This is a genomic window from Gordonia sputi NBRC 100414, assembly GCF_000248055.1.
Lineage (GTDB): Bacteria > Actinomycetota > Actinomycetes > Mycobacteriales > Mycobacteriaceae > Gordonia > Gordonia sputi.
On record NZ_BAFC01000065.1, the window covers coordinates 35,615 to 56,070 of the forward strand.

The window sequence follows — 20,456 nt, forward strand, 5'->3', positions numbered from 1 at the left end:
CCGCGCAGGGCGGCCATCTAGCTCAGCGGGGCGCCATGCGCAGTGCGCCGTCCATCCTGATGGTCTCGCCGTTGAGGTAGTTGTGCTCGACGATGAACTCCGCGAGCTGTGCGTGCTCCGCTGGTTCGCCGAGGCGGTGCGGGAACGGAATGGCCTCGGCCAGCGTCTTCTGGAACTCGGGGGTGATGCCCGCGAGCATCGGCGTGCTGATCGTTCCCGGAGCGATCGTGCAGACGCGAATCCCGACGCGTGCGAGGTCGCGCGCGGCCGAGATCGTCATTGCGTGAACGCCACCCTTCGACGCCGCATAGGCGATCTGACCGATCTGGCCTTCGAATGCTGCCACTGACGCGGTGTTCACGATGACGCCGCGCGTTCCGTCGTCGTCAACGGTCGATTCGTCCTTCATCTGATTGGCAGCGAGCCGCATGACATTGAACGTGCCGACGAGGTTGATATCGATGATCTTGCGGAAGAGATCCAGATCGTGCGGACCCTCCTTGGTCAGGATGCGCGACGCCCAACCGACTCCCGCGCAGTTGACCGCAACACGTAGTGGCGCGCCGGCCTCGGCGATGGTGTCAATGGCCGCCTGCACCTGTGCTTCGTCGGTGACGTCGGTGGGGATGAGGGTGATGCCATCGGTCGGCTCGGCCTTGTCGATCGACGGCTGTAGATCAAGGCCGAAGACCTGCACACCCGCGGCAGCGAACCGCGCGGCGGTCGCGGCTCCGAGTCCGGATGCGGCGCCGGTGACGAGTACAGAAGAGCCGGAGATGTCCATCGGGAGAGCCTTTCGTTCGGTAGCTGGTCTGCCTCACCATAAATGGTGGACTCAGCACAGAAAGTAGGAAACCCTACCAAAACCGACCGATCGCTCGGGAAACTACCGGCTCTGCGGGATCACTGCTGGTCAGACGCATGTCCGCTATGAGCGGGCTCGGCGGCGGGTGCCGTTGCGGCCAGTGCTGCCGCGCGGTGGACCCGATGGATGTAGTACGACCCGACACCGGCGAGGACCACCACCGCCGACAGTGTCGCGATGACCGTGACCGACGACGAGTCGCGCAGACCCTCGAACAGCAACCACGCTGCGAACGCGAAGAAGAGCACGGACGCGCCGATCGCGATGGTCCGCTCGGGTAGGTGCTTGCCGAGGAGAGCGCCGATGGCGATGGCCAGGGCGTCGGCGGCGACCATGCCGATCGTCGAACCGATCCACACGCCGAGCCAGTTGCTGTGCGCTGAGAGCGTGATGGTGGCGAGCATCGTCTTGTCGCCGAGCTCGGCGAGGAAGAACGACGACATCACCGCGAAGAACACCGACTTGCCGACGCGGTCGGCCTTGCCCTGCTCGGCGTCGTCGAGGCTGTCGCCGCGAAGCGTCCATAGGCCGAAGATCAACATCGCGATGCCCGCGACGATGGACATGACATTCGACGGGATCGACAAACCGAGGAAATGGCCGAAGAAGACGGAAACAGCGTGGACCGCGGTCGTGGCCACGGTGATCGCGAGCAGAACGATCCACCACTTGTAACGCAACGCGTAGGTCATGGCCATCAGCTGCGACTTGTCGCCGAGCTCGGCGACAAAGATCACGCCGAAGCTCAACAGGAGGGCAGCAATCACGATGTCGAGGTTAGCCAGACCTCACACGCGATTGCAACAGATCGCAAACCCATATTCGTGCAGGTAGGGGGCACAAAAATCGAAGTTCGGGCACCCGTGAAACGAGGCTTCGGACACTCTCAGGCGACGAGGAGCATGGCCAGGACGGCGGTGTCGGGGTCGGCGTTGGGGTCGATTCCGACCTTGTTGCGCAGGTTGACCACCGTGCCGTCGGCTTCTGCTTCTGCCCACCCGGCGCGGTGCTCGAGACCGAGTTCCGGCAATCCGGGAAGCAACACACACCCGGACGCGACGTCGGCGCATTCGGGAAGCGACGGACGGGTGCGCGACGGTGGATGAAGCATCACCAATGCGGGTGGATTGCTGTCGAAGCGGCCGGCTTCGACGAAGCTGTCGTCGACGACGTTCCCGATCGCCACCATCATGCCGACGGCGGGTTCGTCGAGGTCATTGGGATGTTCTTCGACGACGCGGAAGATCGTCGTAGTCGGTAGGAAGCCGGGGCGGCACGCGATCCGCACCGAGGCGACGAGGGTCTGGGTCCACTCGAGTGTCGATTCCGGCCAGCGTCCGGAGATGAGGATTCCGTTGAGATGCCCGTGTTGTTGAACCGGTGTGAGCCCGATCGGGACAGAGGACTGCATGTTCTGACCTCCCTGTTCGTGAGATGAGAATCCACCCGTTGCGGGTCGTCGTCCAGTCGAAGCGCCGTGTTGTGACGCTTCGTTTACACGGTGTAACGACAGGTGCGGCCCTGGCGTGGTCGGGGTCACCAGGCACTATGGATACGTGCACTCACCGTCCGAAATGCCCGGCGTGAAGACTCGCGGCGCATTGCGTCCGCTCGAGATCGCCTGGATCGCGATCTTCGGTGGACTCGCTGTCGCCGCGGTCGTCATCGGATCGGTCATCCCGCTGGCCAGTGCTGTTCGTGTGCTCGCGCCTGTTCCGCTCGCGCTGATCGGGGCGCGTACGCGGCCCCGTGCGATGGTTGCGGCGACCGTTTCGACCGCGGCCGTGAGCTTCGCGATGGCCGGGACCAGGGCCGCCACGTCACTGCTGGCCGCTGCGGTCGTCGGAGGTGTCGTCGGCGAGATCAAACGTCGTGGTCGTGGATGGCCGACGCTATTGGGGGTGTCGGCGATCGCGGCTCCTCTGATCGGTGGGGTGTCGGTTGTGGTGCTGCTCATCCTGGTGCCGCTGCGCGAGCTGGTGATCAAAGCGACGACGAACACCATCGGTGGACTCGCCAACTGGATTGAGAAGGTGCCGTCGGCGCAGTCGTTGGCCGACGGCATCAACGGGCTACGCGACAGCATCGAGCAGTACTGGTGGGTGTGGATCTGGGTGATGGGCGCCGCGGGAACCTTCATCACGATGGTGGTGGCCTGGTGGATTCTGGGTGCGGTGATCGATCGGCTCGCCGACATCCCCAGCGAAGACACGCTCGACGACGCCGGTGACGACGATCGGCCGGTGGCGCCGCTGCCCCTCGAGCTCGATCACGTGGGATTCTCCTACCAGCCGGGCGGACCCGAGATCCTCTCCGACATCGACCTCCGGATCGAACCGGGCGAGTTCATCGCCGTCGTCGGAGCAAACGGCTCGGGAAAGTCGACACTGTCGAAGATCCTGGCGGGCAGGCGTCCGACGAGCGGAGCGGTGCACCGACCCGGCGCCGCGGGACTGGGCAGGCACGGCGGCACAGCCATGGTGCTGCAGCGACCCGAGACACAGATGCTCGGCGCGCGCGTCGCCGACGATGTCGTCTGGGGGCTCCCGGAAGGAACCGAGGTCGACGTCGACGGCTTGCTGGCCGAGGTGGGCCTGGCAGGCCTTGGCAACCGCGAGACGTCCGACCTCTCCGGTGGTCAGCAGCAGCGGCTGTCGATCGCGGCTGCTCTCGCTCGAGATCCCGCGCTGCTCATCGCCGACGAGGTGACGTCGATGGTCGACCCTGCCGGTCGCGCCGAACTCCTCGAGGTACTCCGCGACCTTCCGCGCACTCGCGGCATCGCCGTCGTGATGATCACGCACAGGGCGCTGGAGGCCGTCGCGGCGGATCGGGTCGTGCACCTCGTCGCCGGTCGTATCGTGCCGTACCGCCCGGACTGGTTGTCGGAGCTGCACGAGGCCGAGGCGGGGGCCGCCACGAAGTTCGAACTCGACGCGTCGTGGCATGAGGTGTCGAGCGGTGAGGTGGGCTCGGGACCGGAGCCGACGAGCGAACCGGTGCTCTCGCTGAACGGCGTCGGATACACGTATTTGCGCGGATCGCCGTGGGAGGTGGATGCACTCCACGATGTGAACCTGACGGTGCATCGGGGCGAGGGGTTGTTGATCGTCGGCGGAAACGGTTCCGGCAAAACAACTCTCGCGTGGATCATGGCCGGACTCATCGAGCCGACCGAGGGTAGTTGCCTGCTCTACCTCCCGGAACGGCCGGGGCAGGGTGAGCCGGTGAGCAAACACGTCGGCGAGGTCGGGTTGGCCTTCCAACATGCGCGCCTGCAGTTGCAGAAGCAGAACGTCGGCGACGACATCATGGCGGTCGGCGGTCTCAAGATCGGCACGACCGAGGTCGCGCACACGCTCGAATCGGTCGGACTCCCGCGGACGATGGCGATTCGTCGGGTCGACGCACTCAGCGGTGGGCAGATGCGACGCGTCGTGCTGGCCGGATTGATCGCGCGGGCACCGCAGGTGATGATCCTCGACGAACCGCTCGCAGGCCTCGATCCGGTGGCGCGCGACGACGTGGTGGCACTGCTGGCGAAACTGCGCGCCGAGGGTATGACCATCGTGATCATCTCCCACGATTTCGCCTCGCTGGGCCAACTGTGTACCCGACGCGTGCGCCTGGCCGACGGAACGCTGGTGCTCGACGCGGCGCCCGGATACAGCTCGACAGGGCCAGACACGACACAACGGGGGATGCCATGAGCATGCGGACCGTCCCGCTGCGGCAGGTGCCCGGCGACTCTCCGATTCACCGATTGTGGGCGGGCACCAAGCTGATCGGTGTGTTCGTGCTGGGTCTGATGACCGTGGTGCTGCCGACCTGGCCGTCGTTGGGGCTCGTCGCGGGGGTCATGCTCGTCACCGCCATCATCGCCGGAATTCCGGTCGGAGCGCTTCCCCGTCCGCCCTGGTGGTTCTGGGGACTGATCGCCATCGGCGCTGCGGTCAACGCGTCGTTCGGCCTCGAGGCGATCATCCTGTTCCTTCGTGCCACCGCGCTGGGTCTGGTGCTGGTCGCGAGTTCCATCCTGGTCATCTGGACAACCCCGATGGCCGAGGTCGCACCTGCACTCTCGCGACTGATGTGGCCGTTGCGGAAGCTGAGGATGCCGGTCGACGAGTGGGCCGTGTGCATCGCCCTGTGCCTTCGCGGCCTGCCGCTGCTGATCGAGGAGATCCGATTACTCGTCGCCGTCCACCGCCTGCGGCCGACGTCGGGGCGGTCGGATCACCCGTCCGCCGAGATGGGGATCATGGACATGGTCACCGCCGCGATGTCGTCGGCGCTGCGTCGAAGTTCGGAGATGTCGGAGGCGATCACCGCCCGCGGCGGCACCGGCCGACTCACCGCGACGACCGCCGGCCCGCACCGTCGGGACGTGATCGCTCTCGTGCTGCTGGCCCTGGTCTGCGCCGCCGCGATCACGCTCTCAGCCGTGCTGTAGGCGGGTTTCCGCTGGTCGAGCCCCCCGCTGGTTGAGCGGGCGCGAGCGCAGCGAGCACCCGAGTCGAAACCACTGTCGCGGGGCCAGTTCGACGGCGGTGGTCTCGACAAGCTCGACCAGCGGGGGGGGGCGCTCGACCGGCCCTCAGTTTTCGCTGGTTGAGCGGGCGCGAGCGCAGCGAGCACCCGAGTCGAAACCACTCTCGTGGGGGAGGCTCGACTGCGGTGGTCTCGACGAGCTCGACCAGCGAGGGAAGCTCGACCAGCGGAAGAGTGCGCTCGACAGGCGGGTGGTCTCGACAAGCTCGACCAGCAGGAGTGCGCGCTCGAGCGGCCCTCAGTTTTCGCTGGTTGAGCGGGCGCGAGCGCAGCGAGCACCCGAGTCGAAACCACTCTCGTGGGGGCAGCTCGACTGTGGTGGTCTCGACGAGCTCGACCAGCGGGAGGGCGCGCTCGACCGGTGTGGTGGTCTCGACAAGCTCGACCAGCGAGGGAAGCTCGACCAGCGAGGGAAGCTCGACCAGCGAGGGAAGCTCGACCAGCGAGGGAAGCTCGACCAACGGAAGGGCGCGCTCGACCAGCGCGTCCGGCGGCCCACCCGCAACGCGACGCGGCGGCCGCCCGAAGGTGGCCGCCGCGTGTGGTTCGCGCGTGTGTACCCGCTAAATCAGGCCGGGACGACCAGGCCGGGGCCCTGCTTCGTCGCGGTGGCGAAACGCTCAGCGGCGTCGGCCCAGTTCACGACGTTCCACCAAGCCTTGACGTAGTCAGGCTTGACGTTCTGGTAGTCGAGGTAGAAGGCGTGCTCCCACATGTCGAGCAGCACGATCGGGATGATCGCGGCGGGGATGTTGCCGCTCTGATCGGTGAGCTGCAGGATCACCAGGTTGCCTGCGATGGTGTCGTAACCCAGGATCGCCCAGCCCGAACCCTGCAGCGTGGTGGCAGCGGCGGTGAAGTGCGCCTGGAACTTGTCGAAGCTGCCGAACTGCTGGTCGATCGCGGCGGCAAGGTCGCCTTCCGGCTTGTCGCCACCGTTGGGCGACAGGTTCTTCCAGAAGATGGAGTGGTTGGTGTGACCACCGAGGTGGAAGGCGAGGGTCGCCGAGAGTCCGTAGACCTTTCCGGCGATGCTGCCGTCCTCACGAGCCTCCGCCAGCTTGGCGAGGGTGTCGTTGGCGCCCTTCACATAGGTCGCGTGGTGCTTGTCGTGGTGGAGCTCCATGATCCTGCCGGAGATGTGCGGCTCGAGTGCCGCGTAGTCGTATGGAAGATCCGGCAAGGTGTATTCAGCCACGGGTTTCCTCTCTCTGCTCAAACCGTCGAGTCTGTGCTCAACCTGCGAGCACTCATACCGTCGGGCACTGCTTCGGCTACTGCTCTTGGTCTCGCGCGGGGCCATTACTGAGTGTTGTGGACGCTCGCGCGGGTAGTTCCAGCCTTCCCCAGACAGTGGGGGAATGCAACAAACACGAACCAACAAACCTCAAGTCGAGTTGAAGTAGCGACAGGCGCGTGCAGGCCGGACGGAAGCGAGAAGTGTTGCACCCCAATGAGTTTGGGTCAGTAGAGAATCAGTGCGAAGAGAAGTACCAGCAACGCGACGACGCTGAGTCCAATGGTGACGCACGACTGCCGGACGTTGTAGACCGCGTTCGGAACGCCGCGACGCGTCGGCGCCACTCGTGGTTGTCCCGAAGCGTTGACGGCCATGAAAACCTCGTCCCGAGTTGTCGGTACTCGTTGTTGACTGCGTGTTGCCGGCTGCGTGCTACCAGGACCAAGAATAGTGACTGGCATCACAGCGATGTGCGATTAGCCAGAATAATAGACACACTTCACGCTATGACTCAAATCACGCCGAGGCGGGCCAATCGGACACTGCTCTCGCGTCAGCATCTGTTGACCCGAGTCGACGAGGATGCCATCGAGGTCATCGACCGCATCGTCGGGATCCAGTCGCAGGATCCGTCGAGCGCCTTCTATGCGCTCGCGTCGCGGATCGACGATTTTCGTCCCGATGAGCTCGACGCTCTGCTCACCGACCGCGAAGTGGTCAGGATCGCGCTCCTGCGCAGCACCGTCTTCCTACTCGACGGCCTCGACGCGCGGTGGATTCGTGCTCTGGCGCAGGAGACGATCGACGCCGGGGTGCGGGCGAACCGAAGCCATGCGCTCGTCTCGTCGACGCCCGAGGCGGTCCACGCCGACGCAGCAGAACTACTTCGCGGGCGAGCACTCAGCGGCGCCGAGTTGAAAAGCGCACTGGCGCAACGGCATCCGGACGAAGACCCAGCTGCGCTCGCCGCCCACGCGCGGTGTGGACTGCCGCTCGTCCAGGTGCCCCCGCGCGGACTGTGGAAGGGCAGCGGCGCACCCACCTACCAACTCCTCGACGACTGGATCGGCCCCGGTGAGCCGGCCCTCGTCGGCGACGACGCTCGAAAAGAGTTGATACGCCTGTACCTTCGCGGCTTCGGTCCGGCCTCGCCCAAGGCGATCGCGACGTGGTCGGGGCTCACGCGCCTACGCCCACTGCTCGACGAGATGGCCGCCGATTGGGAACTTGTGGAGTTGGAGGGGCCGTCGGGTGAGGTCCTCTTCGACCTCGACGGCCTCCCACTCGCCGACCCCGACGAGCCTGCGCCGGTGCGGCTGATCGCACCCTTCGACCACATCCTCGTCGCGCAGGCCGACCGCTACCGGATCGCCGACGACGCCGCGTACCGACGCACTGTCACACCCAACGGTCGCTCGCCGGGGTTCGTGCTCGTCGACGGCTGGCTCGCCGGGATGTGGCGCCCTGGCGACGGACCCGACGTCGACGTCGAGTTGTTTTCCGAACCGACCCGGGTGCAGCGCGCAGAACTCGACTCCGAGATCGAGCGCCTCCGGGAGTTCCGGGCGAGCCGCTGACCCACCCGAGCCGCTGACCCACCCGAGCCGCTGACCCACCCGGGCCCCTGACCCACCTGGCTCGCTATCAGTCCCGCCGCGCAGTTCAGTCGCCGGTACGCGGATTGCGTGACGTGATGCAGTACGGCCGCCCGACGGGATCGGCCATCACGGTCCAGTTGTCGAGACGTTCGACGACGCGCGCACCCCAGTCCTCGTGGCGAGCCACCTCCTGCTGCACCGAGTTCGCTGCCAGATCGACGTGCCCGGTGGCCGATGTCGGACCGGCGGAGTCGATTCGCTGCAGCAGGATTCCGACGGCCAGGCGCGGATCACGTTGTAGGCGAACGAGTTCGGGCCGCGAGGTGGCCTGCGTCGGCCTGCCGGTGAGCTGTGCCCAGAAGGTGAGTTCGCGGTCGAACAGGCTCGCGGGCACGTCGATGCTCACCTGGTCGATGATGCTGATCGTGTCGTCGGGCCATCGGATCGGTCGCGACCTCGACGACTCGCCCGTCCAATCGACGAGGCAGAAGACGAATCCGGCGGGCGATTCGAGGACGAGGAATTCGCCCAGATCGTCGCGGATGTGTGCGCCGAGTTCGACGGCCTCGAGCGCCGACAGCCTCGGATCGTCGACGTGGAGGTCGAGGTGTACGCCGCCCGGACCCGACCCGACCCGTTGCACACGGAGGTGCGGGTGGCCGCTGAACGGTTCGAGGGTTGCGAATTCGCGGTGATCACCGCGTGGCGGTGACACCGTACTGCCTGCGATCGCACGCCAGAACGTGACCTCGTCGCCGAACTGGTCGGCTGGAAAATCCAGAAACGCCGTGAGCCACCGGATGTCCACGGCTCCCGAGTCTACGGTCGAGACCAGCGTCGCGTCGGGACGTGTCGGACTAGCGCACTAGACTCGATCCAATGAACGGGCCCCTCGGCGAGATCGTCAAGAAGTTCCAGAAATCCCGCGCAGACAAGGTTGCGGTGGTGCGCCTCGATGGCGTCATTGGGCACGTCGGAGCGGGTCGCGGGATGACCATCGACTCGGTCGAGCCGATGCTCAAGCGCGCCTTCGAGACAGAGCACGTTAAGGCGGTCGTGGTCGTCATCAACTCACCGGGCGGGTCACCCGCGCAGTCGGAGTACATCGCCGAGCGCATCAGGCAGCTCTCGTCGGAGAAGGGCGTACCGGTTCTGGCGTTCTGCGAGGACATCGCGGCGTCGGGTGGCTACTGGATCGCGTGCGCGGCCGACGAGATCTTCGCCGCGCACACCTCGCTCGTCGGGTCGATCGGTGTCGTCTCATCGGGGTTCGGCTTCAACGAGGTACTCGACCGGCTCGGGGTGCAGCGTCGGCTCTACACCGCGGGCGACAACAAGGCCCGGCTCGACGCCTTCTCACCCGAGAACGCCGACGACGTCGAATGGCTCAAGGGAATGCAGTCCGAACTGCACCAGGCGTTCATCGCGTGGGTCAAGCAGCGCCGTGGAAAGAAGCTCGCCGGCACCGACGAGGAGTTGTTCAACGGCGACATCTGGATCGGCGCGAAGGCCCGAGATGTCGGACTTGTCGACGGCATCGGAGTGATGCGGTCTGTGGTTGCCGAACGCTACCCCGACGTCGAGATCACGGTGATTTCCGCCCCGAAGCCGATCCTCGCTCGATTGCTCAACGGACCGTCGGGCGCTGCGGCGCTCACCGATGCCGCCGTCTCGGGAGTTCTGTCCGCTGTGGAGAAAACCCAGCGGATCGACTTTCGCTGAGCAACTCGTCCACAGTTGTCCCCACGTTATCCACAGACCTTGTGATCTCGACTGAGTCCTTCGCGACAGCGGCGACAACTTCACTGTTGTGAACAGAATATGCTGGCTGACCTGCGAATCAGTGACCGGGATCACACGTTGTGGACACTCGAGCTCAAGTTGTCCACATTTTCACAGCCTCATTCACAGGTTGATACTCACGCGAGTTGCCTAAAGCGGCGCTTGTCAAACCCCCATGTGGATAGCGTTATGTAGACATACATAATCGGGTGTGGATGGCGTCGGCGAGGCCCGGCACTGTCAAATCGCGTGTCCGGCACCTGATCGACACTTTCGAGAGGTCATCAAGTCCTCACGACGCCGGGTCGTCGAGTTCGCGCGAGGTGGCAGTTCCGCGTCCGCGTGATGTGCCAACATGGGAACGTGAGCATGGGCGACATTCCACAGGTACCGGTGACCGAGTTGCCGGACGATTTCACCGATCAGCCCGGCCGTGTCCTCCTCGACGTGCGCGAGGACGACGAATGGAACGCGGGGCATGTCAGGGGTGCACTGCACATCCCGCTCGGCGAGATCCCCGGCCGATTGGACGAGATCGACTTGGACTCAGAACTCCTCGTCATCTGCCATTCCAGCGGACGCTCGATGCGCGTCCTGCAGTACCTCGAGCAGGCGGGAATCGACGGCTCGTGTGTGCGCGGCGGAATGCTCGCGTGGATCGAGAACAGCAAGCCGGTGCAGACGGGACCGGGTGACTCCGGAGACGGCGACAAGGCTCCCCCTCAGGACGCGAAGTAGCGGCGCCACGATGTACGACATGTGTCCGCGGTGCCGGATTCAGGCACCGCACCGGGACGGGCGTGAACACTGCCCGCGCTGCGGCGGCAACCTCGTCGTGGTCGAGTCCACGCAGGCGGCCGCGCGGGTTCCTCGCCCGCCGGGGACTCCCACCTCTGCCGCCGGGCCGCCAACCCCTCCCGCCGGGTCACCTGTCATCCGCCGCGCGGCACCGCGCCCCGCCCCCCAGCCGCGCCCCGTCCCCCAGCCGCGCCCGCAACAGACGCAGGCGCCTCGCATGTACCGCAGCCGCAACGTGCGCTGGGTGGCACGGCGACCACCCGAATCGTTTCCGCAGCGTCGGCAGCAGGTATATCGCGGCCCGCGGCTGATCCCTCGCTACACCTACCTGCCACGTTGGGGACTCCGCGACGATCCCATCGACGAACATCGGCTCGACGCTCCTGCCGAGCGCGCGTCCGAGACACTGCGAAGCGCGCTCGTGATGTGCGCCGGAGCCCTCGCGGCGTCGGCCGTCGTCCATCTCCTCCGCTACATCCTGCTGGTGATCAACCGGGGTACCGCGCTGCCGTCGTGGTTGATCGTCGTGAGTGCCGCGCTGGTCATCCTCGGCGGACTCGTCGCGTTGATCTCCGTCATCGGCGCACTCGTCGCCGCTGTGCGATGGCTGATCGCGGTGCGCGAACACGCCTACCGACACCGCGGACGCCGCGATCCGCGCCCGCTCTGGCAGATCATCGTCTTGGCCGGTATCCCGGTCATCAACGTGGTCGGGGCTCCGCTGCTGCTGCACGAGGCCGCGAACGCGGCGGCCGACGACTGGCGCGAACGGGGCGTCGACGGCATGACACGCGCGGCGCTCGACCGCCTCTGGGTCGCGTGGGCGCTCGTCAACGCCCTGGCGATCTGGGCGGCGATCACCTGGGCGGTCTCCCTGGCTTCCGGCTCGATCCAGACCGGCGCCGACGCCCTCGTGTTGATCACCATCAGCGCAGCGGTCTCGGCGGCGTTCGCGTTCTGGGCGTCGCGGCACCTGCCGAACGTCCTCGTCGCCGACGAGCCCGTCGTCAAGAAGCGGTGGGTGGCGGTCGCGTGAGCACCGTCGAGAAGGTGTCGCGGTCGGGAAAACCCGCCGTCGTGGCACATCGGGGCGCGTCGTCGCAGGCGCCCGAGCACACCCTCGCAGCATATGAACTGGCGCTCGACCAGGGCGCCGACGGCCTCGAATGCGACGTCCGGCTCACCGCCGACCATGAACTCGTCTGCATCCACGACCGGACCGTCGATCGCACGTCGAACGGCTCCGGAGTGGTCAGCGAGATGACGCTCGCGGAGCTTCGTGAGCTCGACTTCGGCAGCTGGCACGACGCCGACGCGCCCGCGTCGGTACTCACGCTGCGCGAGTTGCTCACGCTGACCCTCGATTGGCGACGTCCCGTACGGTTGTTCATCGAGACCAAGCATCCCGTCCGTTTCGGGAGTCTCGTCGAGCAGAAGCTCCTCGAGATGCTGCACGAATTCGGTGTTGCGACACCGCCGTCGGCCGATCACAGTCGCGCCGTCGTCATCTCGTTCTCGTCGGCGGGCGTGTGGCGGATTCGACGCCACGCGCCCATGCTGCCGACGATCCTGCTCGGCGATACGGCTCGCGTCCTGGGCGGCTCTGCGGCGACCGCGGTCGGCGCGACCGGAATCGGTCCGTCGGTCGAGACGCTGCGCATGCACCCCGACATCGTCGACAAGGCCGCAGCCGCGGGCCGCGTCACCTACTGCTGGACGGTCGACGAGCAGGCCGACGTCCAGCTCTGCGCAGACCTCGGTGTGCGTTGGGTCGCCACCAACCGACCGGCCAAGGTCCGTGACTGGCTGGTGACCGTCGACTGACCCCCGACGTGAGAGGGTGGACTCATGGCCAAGAAGAGCAAACGAGGATCCGGTCCGCGTCCCGGGAGTAATCGAGCAGAGCGTGTAGCCGCGCGAAAGGCCCGCGCCGCAGCGACACTCGAGCCCTCGCCCCGTCCGTTCGCGGGCCTCGCGGCCGAATGCGACCTGGTGGCACTGCGGTCGTTCGTCAGTTCCGCGACAGCGGTACTCGACCTCATCGAGCCGGGGCCGACATGGCCCGAACCCACGTCGGTGATGCCCGACGACGCGCCCCGTCCCGCCCCCAAACCGGGCGAACGCAACGAAGTGCTGTTGGCGACCATCCTGCCCGGCGCCATCCCCGCGGTGGTGCGCGAATTCCGCACCGCGCCACAGGGAGTCGCGGCAACACAGACCGATCCCGATCCGGCTGACGTCAACTCAGCTCTCGCCCAGTCGATTTCGTGGGCTGCACACGCGAAGCTCGGCGACGAGTACGAGGGGCCGGCACCCGAGTTCGACGGCACACTCGCCGACGTCCTGAAAGCCGATGCGCCGCTCGACATCATCGTCCACGACGACTTCTCCTGGTGGTTCCCCGACGGCGCGGAGGTGCCCGCCGAGATCGCCCCGATGGTCGAACGCGCCAGCGACACCGTGCTGCCGACGGCGAGGCTGCACCCCAAGAGCGGCGTCGGAGCTCCGTGGTGGGTCGACGCGGGCGATCGCGCACATCTGCGGTGGGTGCGACCAGAACCCGAGGACGTGCTGATGAACGCGCTGGCACGCCTGCACGCGGCCGGGCACCTCACGCTCGGTGAGGGCTCGCGGTTCGCTGGCTCGTTCCGTACGCACGGACTGTTGGTGCCCGTCTTCGACCTCGACAACGAGATGCACCACGAAGAGTGGTACCCCGGTCTCGATCAGTTCGACGCCTGGCTCGCCGAAGCGCTCACTGCCACAAGTGATCTGACCATCGACGAGCGCAGCTCACGAGATGGCCTGCGCACCCGCCAGGTGACGATCCGCTGACCGCTCAGTTGGCGTTCTGGTCGGCCTTGGTGAAGATGACGTACTGGGCCGAAGTCTGCTGGTACACGTCCTTGGGGTCGGTCCCGACCAATTCGGCCACGTACCGGCCGTAGCTGACCTCACACCAGTAGCCCGTGATGTTCTGGGTGACCTCGGAGAGGCAGCGTGCCGCCGGGAGGTTGGGGGGTGCGGGCACCGTCTTCATTCCGCGCGCGCGGTTGGAATTCTCGAACGTGTCCATGATCTTCTTCGCGCCTTCTGGCGTCTTTGCCCGGTAGACGGTTGCCCTGTCCATTGCGTTGGCGGTCGATCCGACCTCGTTCAGCAGACGGAAGTCCGTCGCCGGATCCGAGGAGAAGAACGACATCGATCGCGGTCCGTACACGGCCCGGACGTTACCCGGATTGGGCGTCTTGACCTTCGCGTCCTTGATCTCCTGGTCGGTGTAGGGCAACGCGTAGATCAGGATGTGGTTCTGGTCCATCATCAGCACCTTCTTCGGCTGATTGCGCGCCTCCCGTTCGGCCTTGGTGGGCGTGGCCGGGAACTGGTCGATCAACGCGCTTTGAAGCTCGACGGCCTTCTTGATCGCCGGCTCCAGCTTGTCCTTCTGCGCGTCAGTCGTCTGGTAGTAGGTGTAGAGCACGTAGGTGTTGTGCGCGGTGATGGAGACCATGGCGGTGGTTCCGTCGGCATTTCCGGGGAACGAGATCACCCGGCTCCCCGACATCCCGTCGACGCGAACGGTGGTGGACTTGGGCCGTTTGAGGTACGCGTCGGCCATCTGATTCGCCGCGGCGGTGGCGTCGGCAGCGGTGATGTACCTGGTCACGAAGTTGTTCAGTTCACGCTTGGTGCCCGCCCGGATGGTCTCGTCAGGTGTCGACGCCGACACGACGAAACCGTAGAGGATCGCGTCGTTGGCTTTCACGTTGGCGACGTCGTCTCCGACGACCGCTCGCACATTGGTCGTGCTGTAGAGCACCTGCATCGGCAGACCCATGTCGGTGAGGTCGGCGTCGATCTCGAACGGCGCGACGATGTACTGCGCCATACGCTGCGCGTCGTAGGTGACGACCTGGTCTCCGGTGGCCTCACCGAATGGTTCCCGAGGTTCGGTCGGGTACTTGCCCGTGTCGAGAGACTTGACGTCGACGACCGCGTTCGCTGCGGGGTCGGAGTCGCTGACGGCGTTGCCGTCGACGGAACACCCGCTCAGCAGAACAACCGCAGCGAATCCGCTCGCCAGCAGCGTCTTGGGTCCTCGCCGATTACCTCTCATCGTGTTACTCGCCCTCTCAGGTGGTGCGCACTCGGGCCAGCGTGGCCGCGACCGGTTCATTCAGTTCGCTCAGCAGGCTATTACACGACGCTCATATGAAGCATGTCCGCGTCATTCACGTCGTCTAGATGGCACAGCGTCGACGACGGGACGTTAGACTCACGCCCTGTCGGGCCGCAGATCGGTTTTGGTCTACAGGCGGTGCACCGACAATGCGGCGCCGTGGCGAATGTGTCCGGCGCGTACACGGATCGGGTACGGGGACGAGGCAATGGCTGCACAGGCGCGGAGCGCAACGGAGCGGAAGTCCGCTGCCGGCGACGCGTCGGCCATTGTGGACGCCGCGTCGACCGTGCTGCGCGCCTACAAGATGGACACCCTCGCCGACGTCGCTGCCGCCAAACTGGCCCGGGATCGGCAGGCCCGCACGGTTGTGGTCGTCGGGGAGGTGCAGCGGGGTAAGAGTTCGCTGGTCAACGCGCTGGTCGGGCAACGCGACCTGTGCCCCGTGGGGGTCGAGGTGACCTCATCGACCGCGGTGTCGGTCACCGTCGACGCTGCCCTCGACGTCGACGAGACCGCCGAACTGTTCTTTCCGTCCGGGACATCGCGGACCACACCGGTCGATGAACTCGCGCAGTGGGTGACCACCGATGGTGCGCATGTCCGCGACCCGCAGGTCGACGAGCTGCCGACCTCCGCCGCAGTCGGGGTCCGCACGGCGCGGGTCTCCGACATGACGTTGGTCGACACCCCGGGTGTGGGGGGACTCGACGTCGGGTTGGCCAAACTGGCTACGCAGTTGGCCCAACAGGCGTGTGTGCTGGTGCTGGTGTGCGACGCGTCGTCGCCGTTGACGGCCCCGGAGATGGAGTTCGTCCGCGAGGCGTCGTCGACGGTCGACTCGGTCGTCGTGGTGGTGACGAAAACGGACAAGAACCTGCGCAGATGGCGCGAGATCGTGAGCGAGAACGAGCGCCTGCTGACCCGCGAGATCGGGCGTCCGTTCCCGGTTTTCGGGGTGTCGAGCCTGCTGGCATCGATCTCCGCCGACCTCGTCGAACCCGCTGAACGCGAGCGGCTCGAGAACGAGAGCGGTATCGCGACGTTGCGCTCCGAACTCACCCGACGGCTCGACGCTGCGGCAGATCTGCCGGAGGTCGACGCCGTGCGCACCTGCCTCGAAGGTCTGAAAGTGTTGCGCGCCAAGATCTCTCGCGAACTCGACGCCGTGCAGGCTGGCGCCAAAGCGCTACCCGACCTCACCGCTGAGCGCGACAGACTCACCGATCTGCAGGAGCAGGCGCGGGAGTGGGAGCAGTACCTCGCCCGTGACCTCACGTTGCTGCGACAGCAGGCGGTCGACGGTCTCGAACGACGCCTCGACGACGTACGCGACAAGTGGACGCTGTACGTCAACAAGCACGGCATGCAGGTGCTGCGCCGCAGCGAACAGAAGTTCACCGCGGACATGCACGCCGATCTCCAATTGGCGATGGCGCAGACACTCGCGGAGTTCCTGCAGCGACTCCACGACACCGTCGTCGCCCCCCGATTCGCCGACGACCCCACCGTGTGGGAGGAACTGCGCGCACAGATCGTCGAGTCCATGCAGGACAAGCGGATCGAAACCCATCAGGTTGCGAGCAAGCGGCATGGTCTGCTCGATCCGACGCTGCTGACCATGGGTGTTGTCGGCTCCTCGACGCTCGGCGGGATACTCGGACTGAGCGCCCTGATGGGTGTCGGCGTCGTGGTCGGCACGGTGTGGGTCGGAGTGAACCTGGGTTTCCGTGCGATCCGAGCAGGCAAGGCGAACCTGCTGACCTGGCTGCGGGAGACCATCGGCGCGACCAAGGCCGCAACCGGACGCCTCCTCGACAGTGCCGTTGCGCAGTCGCGACCAGAGATCGTCATCCGCTACCGAAACTATCTGCGCGAGAACATCGAGACGCTGCAGAACACGATCAACGAGGTCCAGAAGACAGCGCAATCCGACGCCGCGTCGCGGGAGAAGACCGTTGCCCGCCTGACGTCGAACCTCGAGGTCGTCGACAAGCGGATCGCGTCGGCCGACAAGTATCTTGCGCAGGTGAAACGATGACCGCCTCCTCCGGCAACGATCCGGTGCATGCCGCTCTCGATCGCGGTCTGCGACAACTCGCCGGTCTCGGTGGCGACCTCGTCTCCCACGCCAACTCGATCGGCACCATCCTGTGGTCGCCGCCCCGAGTTGTCATCGTCGGACGCTTGAAGGCTGGCAAGTCGACGCTGGTCAACGCGCTGATCGGGGCGCCCGTTGCTGAGACCGCCGCACTCGAGGCCACCAACGTTGTCACCGTCTACTCCGACGGCAGCCCGTCGCGCGCCGAGATCGTCGGAGTCGACGGCCGACGCCACCGCGTCGCCGTCGCGGCCCATCAGCCGGTCGAGCTACCGCTGCGGTCGGCGGAGATCCAGTTCGTCGAGCGGTGGATGCCGTCGGCGTCGTTGCGGCAGCTCACACTCATCGACACGCCTGGATTGTCAACGCTGACAACCGAAAACGACACGGCCACACGACGTGCGGTGATCGACGGATTCGAGCAGACGCGCACGGCGTCCGTCGACGCCGACGCCGCGGTCTTCCTGTTCGACGCCGCGCCGCGCACAGACGAGATCGAGTTCCTCTCCCAGCTGCCGTTCACCCCCGCTCAACATGCTCGGAGTGCTGTCGCGAGCCGATTCGTTCGGCGAGGGCGCACTCGGACGGCGCGACCCGATTCCCCACGCCGCCGACCACGCTCGCGTTCTGGCAAAGCAACTGTCGGAGACGGTCAGCGACGTCGTGCCGATCTCCGGGCTCATGGCCCAAACCAGCCACACCGGCATGCTGACCGAAGACCTCGCGTCGGCGTTGGCCCGCCTTGCGCCGCTGTCCAGGCTCGACGTGGTGCGCACCTTCGACAACGACGACGTCCGAAGCGAGCTGCCGCCGCAGGTTCGCGCGCGATTACTCGGTCTGCTCGGGGAGTACGACGTTCTCAACGGTCGCCAGATCGCCGCTCGCGGAGCTGCGGAGCTCAATTCGTGGTTGACCTCGCTGTCGGGCATCGACCAATTGCGTGGCGCGTTGACCACGTCGACAGCCCGGTATGCCGTTCTGCATCGGGCACACCGTATCCTTGCCCGACTTGATCAGTTGGCTTTCACCCATCCGGCGCGCGACCACATCCGGACGCTCACGATGGGACTTCGCAACACACCGGAGTTGCATCTGGTCACCGTGCTCGAGGACTACCAGCGCATGCTGCGTACCGACCCGAACGCGGCGGTCACCGAGGAGTTGCACACCATCCTTCGTGCAACGTCGGTAGCCGGCCAGGTCGGGCTACCCCCATCGGCACCGTCGCATGCGGTGGCCGCAGAGGCGCAGCGTCGTCTGGCGATGGCGCATCAGCGTTCGCTCGCCACGAGTTCGGCGGCCGAGGATGCGGCACTCGTCGCCCTGATCCGCAGCTACACCCCGTTGACCACCCCGACCGCCCCCAGATGAGCAACCGGCTCACGAGCAGCACACAGGACACCCACACGCATATGTCACCGACCTGGATTCTCGCCATCGACTTCGGTACGTCGAATTCCGCTGCCGCGCATTCGGGTGCGACAAGCGGAAGCATCGAGACGCTGTCGCTCTCGCACACGAGCAATCTGATGCCGTCGAGTGTGTATGTCGCGGCCCCCGACCGGATTTCCGTCGGTGAGCCCGCGCGCAACCTCGCGCAGCAGAATCCGACCGGTTTCGTCGCTTCGCCCAAGCGACTGATCACCGGTGCTCCGACGACGGTGATCGCCGGCTACACGATGCCGTCGGCGTTGCCGGTCGCCGCGGTGATGTCGGCGATCATCTCGCGTGGCAAGGCAGCGCACGCGGGGCAGTTGCCGACGCAGGTCGTCTTGACCCACCCCGAGGCGTGGGCCCCGCAGCAGGTCGGAGTGCTCGTCGAGGCGGCGATGCGCGCGGGAATCGACGGCTCACGGATCAGCACTATTTCCGAACCGCGTGCTGCGGCAGCCCATTACAGCCGCTCCCATGCCATGCAGCCGGGTGCGCGGATCGCGGTCTTCGACTTCGGCGGCGGCACCCTCGACATCGCTGTGCTCACCGTGACCGGACCGAACGCCTTCCAGGTGATCGCCGCCCGCGGTGACAACGGCCTCGGCGGCAAGAACATCGATGCGCTGATTCAGCGATGGGTGGAGCAGCGCCTCGCCGATCGCGACCCCGAGTTGGTCGAGTGGCTGCGTCGACGTGCGCCGGTCGACGTCGTGCAGAGCCTGCAGGAGTCCATCCGAAGCGCCAAAGAGCTGCTGTCCGAAGCGCCGTCAGCGACCATCACGATCAACAACACCCCGCAGGGCCGCCAAACCCTACAGATCACCCGCGACGAATTCGACGAGTTGATCGCCCCGGCGGCCGAGCAGGCCTTGCGTCTGACCAGGGCAACACTGCTCGACGCAGGGATCACGCATCCGGAGCAGTTGACCGCCCTGTATCTGACAGGTGGGTCGTCGCGGATCCCGCTGATCCAGCAGCGGCTCGGTGAGGTTGGACCGGTAGCCACGCTCGACGACCCGAAAACCGTTGTGGCACAGGGTGCATTGGTGACGGCGGTCGGTGATCGCGGTGTCGACACCCGTGAGCGGCCGGCTGCTCCCACAGCCGCCGAGTTGATGACACCGCCCACGCAGCAGGCGCCGGGCGGGCGCTACCAGTCCGGTGCATCACAGGCACCGCCGGGACAGCAACGCGTTGCGCCGACACCGTCGCCGACACCGGCGTCGTCGGGTGGACGGAAGTGGGGTCGACTCGCGCTGATCGGTGTGGCGGTCGTTGCGTTGATCGGCATCGTGGTCGGTGGTATCGCCCTCGTGAACCGTAGTAGCGGAGATGACAACCCGAATCAGGCGGCCGGAAGCTCGACGGCCGCCGCGCAGACTGCTGCGAATGGTAGTGCGATCATCACCGATGAGAAGCAGCTCTACAACCTGCTGCCGTCCGCATTGCAGGATGGCGTCGAGGATTGCCGCAAGAGCGACTTCACCCAGAGCGGTGCGCTCACCTTGATGTGCAACATCAAGAAGGACGGGTCGTTGGCGTCGTTCTTCGCGAAGCAGTCCTACGGGGGAATCGACGCGTTCATCAGTTTCTACTCCGACTCGACCAAGGTGCAGAGCACCATCACGTCGCTCCGGAACGGAACCCTGAGCAACGGCAAGGGAACCCTTGTGGAGGACTCTGCGCGCGTGTCCGCAGCGGAAATCGCCGACGACACTGCCACCAAGTCCGCCACCGCGACCTACGCGAACACGTCCAACAACCTGGGGATGACCATATTCGGGCTCGCGTCGATCGACGACGGCAAGACATTTCTGAGTCGCTCCGGATTGATTTCCTAGAACGCGGAACATTCCACGCATCCGGTCGCATCCAATCCCTGAACGCACAAGCAAGCCCGCCCGATG

Annotated in this window: 18 protein-coding genes and 1 pseudogene; 12 read left to right on the forward strand and 7 right to left on the reverse strand. The window is 66.0% G+C overall.

Features of this window, described 5'->3' with window-relative positions; genetic code table 11:
* Positions 1 to 22: 22 nt before the first annotated feature.
* The 3 genes from GOSPT_RS11150 to GOSPT_RS11160 form a co-directional block, all read right to left on the reverse strand.
* Positions 23 to 784, reverse strand: a complete 762-nt coding sequence (locus GOSPT_RS11150) for an SDR family NAD(P)-dependent oxidoreductase (RefSeq protein WP_005206125.1) — start codon at positions 782 to 784, stop codon at positions 23 to 25.
* Between the two features lie 119 nt (positions 785 to 903).
* The gene (locus GOSPT_RS11155; protein WP_005206126.1) at positions 904 to 1,632 is read right to left on the reverse strand and encodes a TMEM165/GDT1 family protein; all 729 of its coding nucleotides are present in this window, start codon (positions 1,630 to 1,632) and stop codon (positions 904 to 906) included.
* 119 nt (positions 1,633 to 1,751) lie between these two features.
* Positions 1,752 to 2,276 (reverse strand): hypothetical protein, encoded by a 525-nt coding sequence (locus GOSPT_RS11160; RefSeq protein WP_005206128.1) that lies wholly within the window; start codon positions 2,274 to 2,276, stop codon positions 1,752 to 1,754.
* A 163-nt stretch (positions 2,277 to 2,439) separates the two neighbouring features.
* On the opposite strand from GOSPT_RS11160, the gene GOSPT_RS11165 reads away from it, so the two are divergent.
* A complete protein-coding gene (locus GOSPT_RS11165; RefSeq protein WP_051993859.1) occupies positions 2,440 to 4,575 on the forward strand; it encodes an ABC transporter ATP-binding protein in 2,136 nt (711 codons plus the stop codon).
* Positions 4,572 to 5,318, forward strand: coding sequence for an energy-coupling factor transporter transmembrane component T family protein (locus GOSPT_RS11170; protein ID WP_039855677.1), 747 nt, complete (start codon positions 4,572 to 4,574; stop codon positions 5,316 to 5,318). Before GOSPT_RS11165 ends, GOSPT_RS11170 begins: the two co-directional genes overlap by 4 nt.
* 666 nt (positions 5,319 to 5,984) lie before the next feature.
* Here the strand turns inward: GOSPT_RS11170 and GOSPT_RS11180 are convergent.
* On the reverse strand, positions 5,985 to 6,614 hold the full coding sequence (locus GOSPT_RS11180) for a superoxide dismutase (protein WP_005206140.1): 630 nt from the start codon (positions 6,612 to 6,614) through the stop codon (positions 5,985 to 5,987).
* Positions 6,615 to 6,880: 266 nt separating this feature from the next.
* Complete coding sequence (locus GOSPT_RS23890; RefSeq protein ID WP_168431376.1) at positions 6,881 to 7,030, reverse strand: hypothetical protein; 150 nt, start codon at positions 7,028 to 7,030, stop codon at positions 6,881 to 6,883.
* Between the two features lie 132 nt (positions 7,031 to 7,162).
* Between GOSPT_RS23890 and GOSPT_RS11185 the strand changes: the two genes are divergently transcribed.
* Entirely contained in the window at positions 7,163 to 8,233 is a 1,071-nt protein-coding gene (locus GOSPT_RS11185; protein WP_005206142.1) for a winged helix DNA-binding domain-containing protein, read from the forward strand.
* An 85-nt stretch (positions 8,234 to 8,318) separates the two neighbouring features.
* Here GOSPT_RS11185 and GOSPT_RS11190 read toward each other — a convergent pair whose 3' ends face one another.
* The gene (locus GOSPT_RS11190) at positions 8,319 to 9,062 is read right to left on the reverse strand and encodes a VOC family protein (protein WP_005206146.1); all 744 of its coding nucleotides are present in this window, start codon (positions 9,060 to 9,062) and stop codon (positions 8,319 to 8,321) included.
* A 71-nt stretch (positions 9,063 to 9,133) separates the two neighbouring features.
* Here GOSPT_RS11190 and GOSPT_RS11195 point away from each other — a divergent pair, with 71 nt between their 5' ends.
* The 5 genes from GOSPT_RS11195 to GOSPT_RS11215 all read left to right on the forward strand — a co-directional run bounded on the left by GOSPT_RS11195 (position 9,134) and on the right by GOSPT_RS11215 (position 13,669).
* Positions 9,134 to 9,976, forward strand: coding sequence for a S49 family peptidase (locus tag GOSPT_RS11195; protein WP_005206156.1), 843 nt, complete (start codon positions 9,134 to 9,136; stop codon positions 9,974 to 9,976).
* Between the two features lie 429 nt (positions 9,977 to 10,405).
* Positions 10,406 to 10,774, forward strand: coding sequence for a rhodanese-like domain-containing protein (locus tag GOSPT_RS11200; protein ID WP_005206158.1), 369 nt, complete (start codon positions 10,406 to 10,408; stop codon positions 10,772 to 10,774).
* A 277-nt stretch (positions 10,775 to 11,051) separates the two neighbouring features.
* Positions 11,052 to 11,870, forward strand: coding sequence for a DUF4328 domain-containing protein (locus GOSPT_RS11205; protein ID WP_005206160.1), 819 nt, complete (start codon positions 11,052 to 11,054; stop codon positions 11,868 to 11,870).
* Positions 11,867 to 12,658, forward strand: coding sequence for a glycerophosphodiester phosphodiesterase (locus tag GOSPT_RS11210; RefSeq protein WP_005206162.1), 792 nt, complete (start codon positions 11,867 to 11,869; stop codon positions 12,656 to 12,658). The genes GOSPT_RS11205 and GOSPT_RS11210 overlap by 4 nt, the downstream gene beginning before the upstream one ends.
* A 24-nt stretch (positions 12,659 to 12,682) precedes the next feature.
* Positions 12,683 to 13,669: a DUF5926 family protein gene (locus tag GOSPT_RS11215; protein WP_005206164.1), complete on the forward strand. Its 987-nt coding sequence runs from the start codon at positions 12,683 to 12,685 to the stop codon at positions 13,667 to 13,669.
* Between the two features lie 4 nt (positions 13,670 to 13,673).
* Here the strand turns inward: GOSPT_RS11215 and GOSPT_RS11220 are convergent, their stop codons facing one another.
* On the reverse strand, positions 13,674 to 14,951 hold the full coding sequence (locus GOSPT_RS11220; RefSeq protein WP_005206166.1) for a DUF7373 family lipoprotein: 1,278 nt from the start codon (positions 14,949 to 14,951) through the stop codon (positions 13,674 to 13,676).
* A 271-nt stretch (positions 14,952 to 15,222) separates the two neighbouring features.
* On the opposite strand from GOSPT_RS11220, the gene GOSPT_RS11225 reads away from it, so the two are divergent.
* From GOSPT_RS11225 to GOSPT_RS11235, 4 genes and pseudogenes are all read left to right on the forward strand, one after another.
* On the forward strand, positions 15,223 to 17,055 hold the full coding sequence (locus GOSPT_RS11225) for a dynamin family protein (protein WP_005206168.1): 1,833 nt from the start codon (positions 15,223 to 15,225) through the stop codon (positions 17,053 to 17,055).
* A pseudogene (locus GOSPT_RS24605) lies at positions 17,052 to 17,552 on the forward strand (dynamin family protein); the annotation flags it as partial. The gene GOSPT_RS11225 and the pseudogene GOSPT_RS24605, both read left to right, overlap by 4 nt.
* 106 nt (positions 17,553 to 17,658) lie before the next feature.
* On the forward strand, positions 17,659 to 18,486 hold the full coding sequence (locus GOSPT_RS24610) for a hypothetical protein (RefSeq protein ID WP_306302060.1): 828 nt from the start codon (positions 17,659 to 17,661) through the stop codon (positions 18,484 to 18,486).
* Positions 18,483 to 20,390, forward strand: coding sequence for an Hsp70 family protein (locus tag GOSPT_RS11235; protein ID WP_005206171.1), 1,908 nt, complete (start codon positions 18,483 to 18,485; stop codon positions 20,388 to 20,390). The genes GOSPT_RS24610 and GOSPT_RS11235 overlap by 4 nt, the downstream gene beginning before the upstream one ends.
* Positions 20,391 to 20,456: the final 66 nt, after the last annotated feature.

Coding starts and splice junctions, on each gene's coding strand:
- GOSPT_RS11150 (WP_005206125.1), bottom strand. CDS start 784: ATGGACATCTCCGGCTCTTCTGTACTCGTCACCGGCGCCGCATCCGGA.
- GOSPT_RS11160 (WP_005206128.1), bottom strand. CDS start 2,276: ATGCAGTCCTCTGTCCCGATCGGGCTCACACCGGTTCAACAACACGGG.
- GOSPT_RS11165 (WP_051993859.1), top strand. CDS start 2,440: ATGCCCGGCGTGAAGACTCGCGGCGCATTGCGTCCGCTCGAGATCGCC.
- GOSPT_RS11170 (WP_039855677.1), top strand. CDS start 4,572: ATGAGCATGCGGACCGTCCCGCTGCGGCAGGTGCCCGGCGACTCTCCG.
- GOSPT_RS23890 (WP_168431376.1), bottom strand. CDS start 7,030: ATGGCCGTCAACGCTTCGGGACAACCACGAGTGGCGCCGACGCGTCGC.
- GOSPT_RS11185 (WP_005206142.1), top strand. CDS start 7,163: ATGACTCAAATCACGCCGAGGCGGGCCAATCGGACACTGCTCTCGCGT.
- GOSPT_RS11195 (WP_005206156.1), top strand. CDS start 9,134: ATGAACGGGCCCCTCGGCGAGATCGTCAAGAAGTTCCAGAAATCCCGC.
- GOSPT_RS11200 (WP_005206158.1), top strand. CDS start 10,406: ATGGGCGACATTCCACAGGTACCGGTGACCGAGTTGCCGGACGATTTC.
- GOSPT_RS11205 (WP_005206160.1), top strand. CDS start 11,052: ATGTACCGCAGCCGCAACGTGCGCTGGGTGGCACGGCGACCACCCGAA.
- GOSPT_RS11215 (WP_005206164.1), top strand. CDS start 12,683: ATGGCCAAGAAGAGCAAACGAGGATCCGGTCCGCGTCCCGGGAGTAAT.
- GOSPT_RS11220 (WP_005206166.1), bottom strand. CDS start 14,951: ATGAGAGGTAATCGGCGAGGACCCAAGACGCTGCTGGCGAGCGGATTC.
- GOSPT_RS11225 (WP_005206168.1), top strand. CDS start 15,223: ATGGCTGCACAGGCGCGGAGCGCAACGGAGCGGAAGTCCGCTGCCGGC.
- GOSPT_RS11235 (WP_005206171.1), top strand. CDS start 18,483: ATGAGCAACCGGCTCACGAGCAGCACACAGGACACCCACACGCATATG.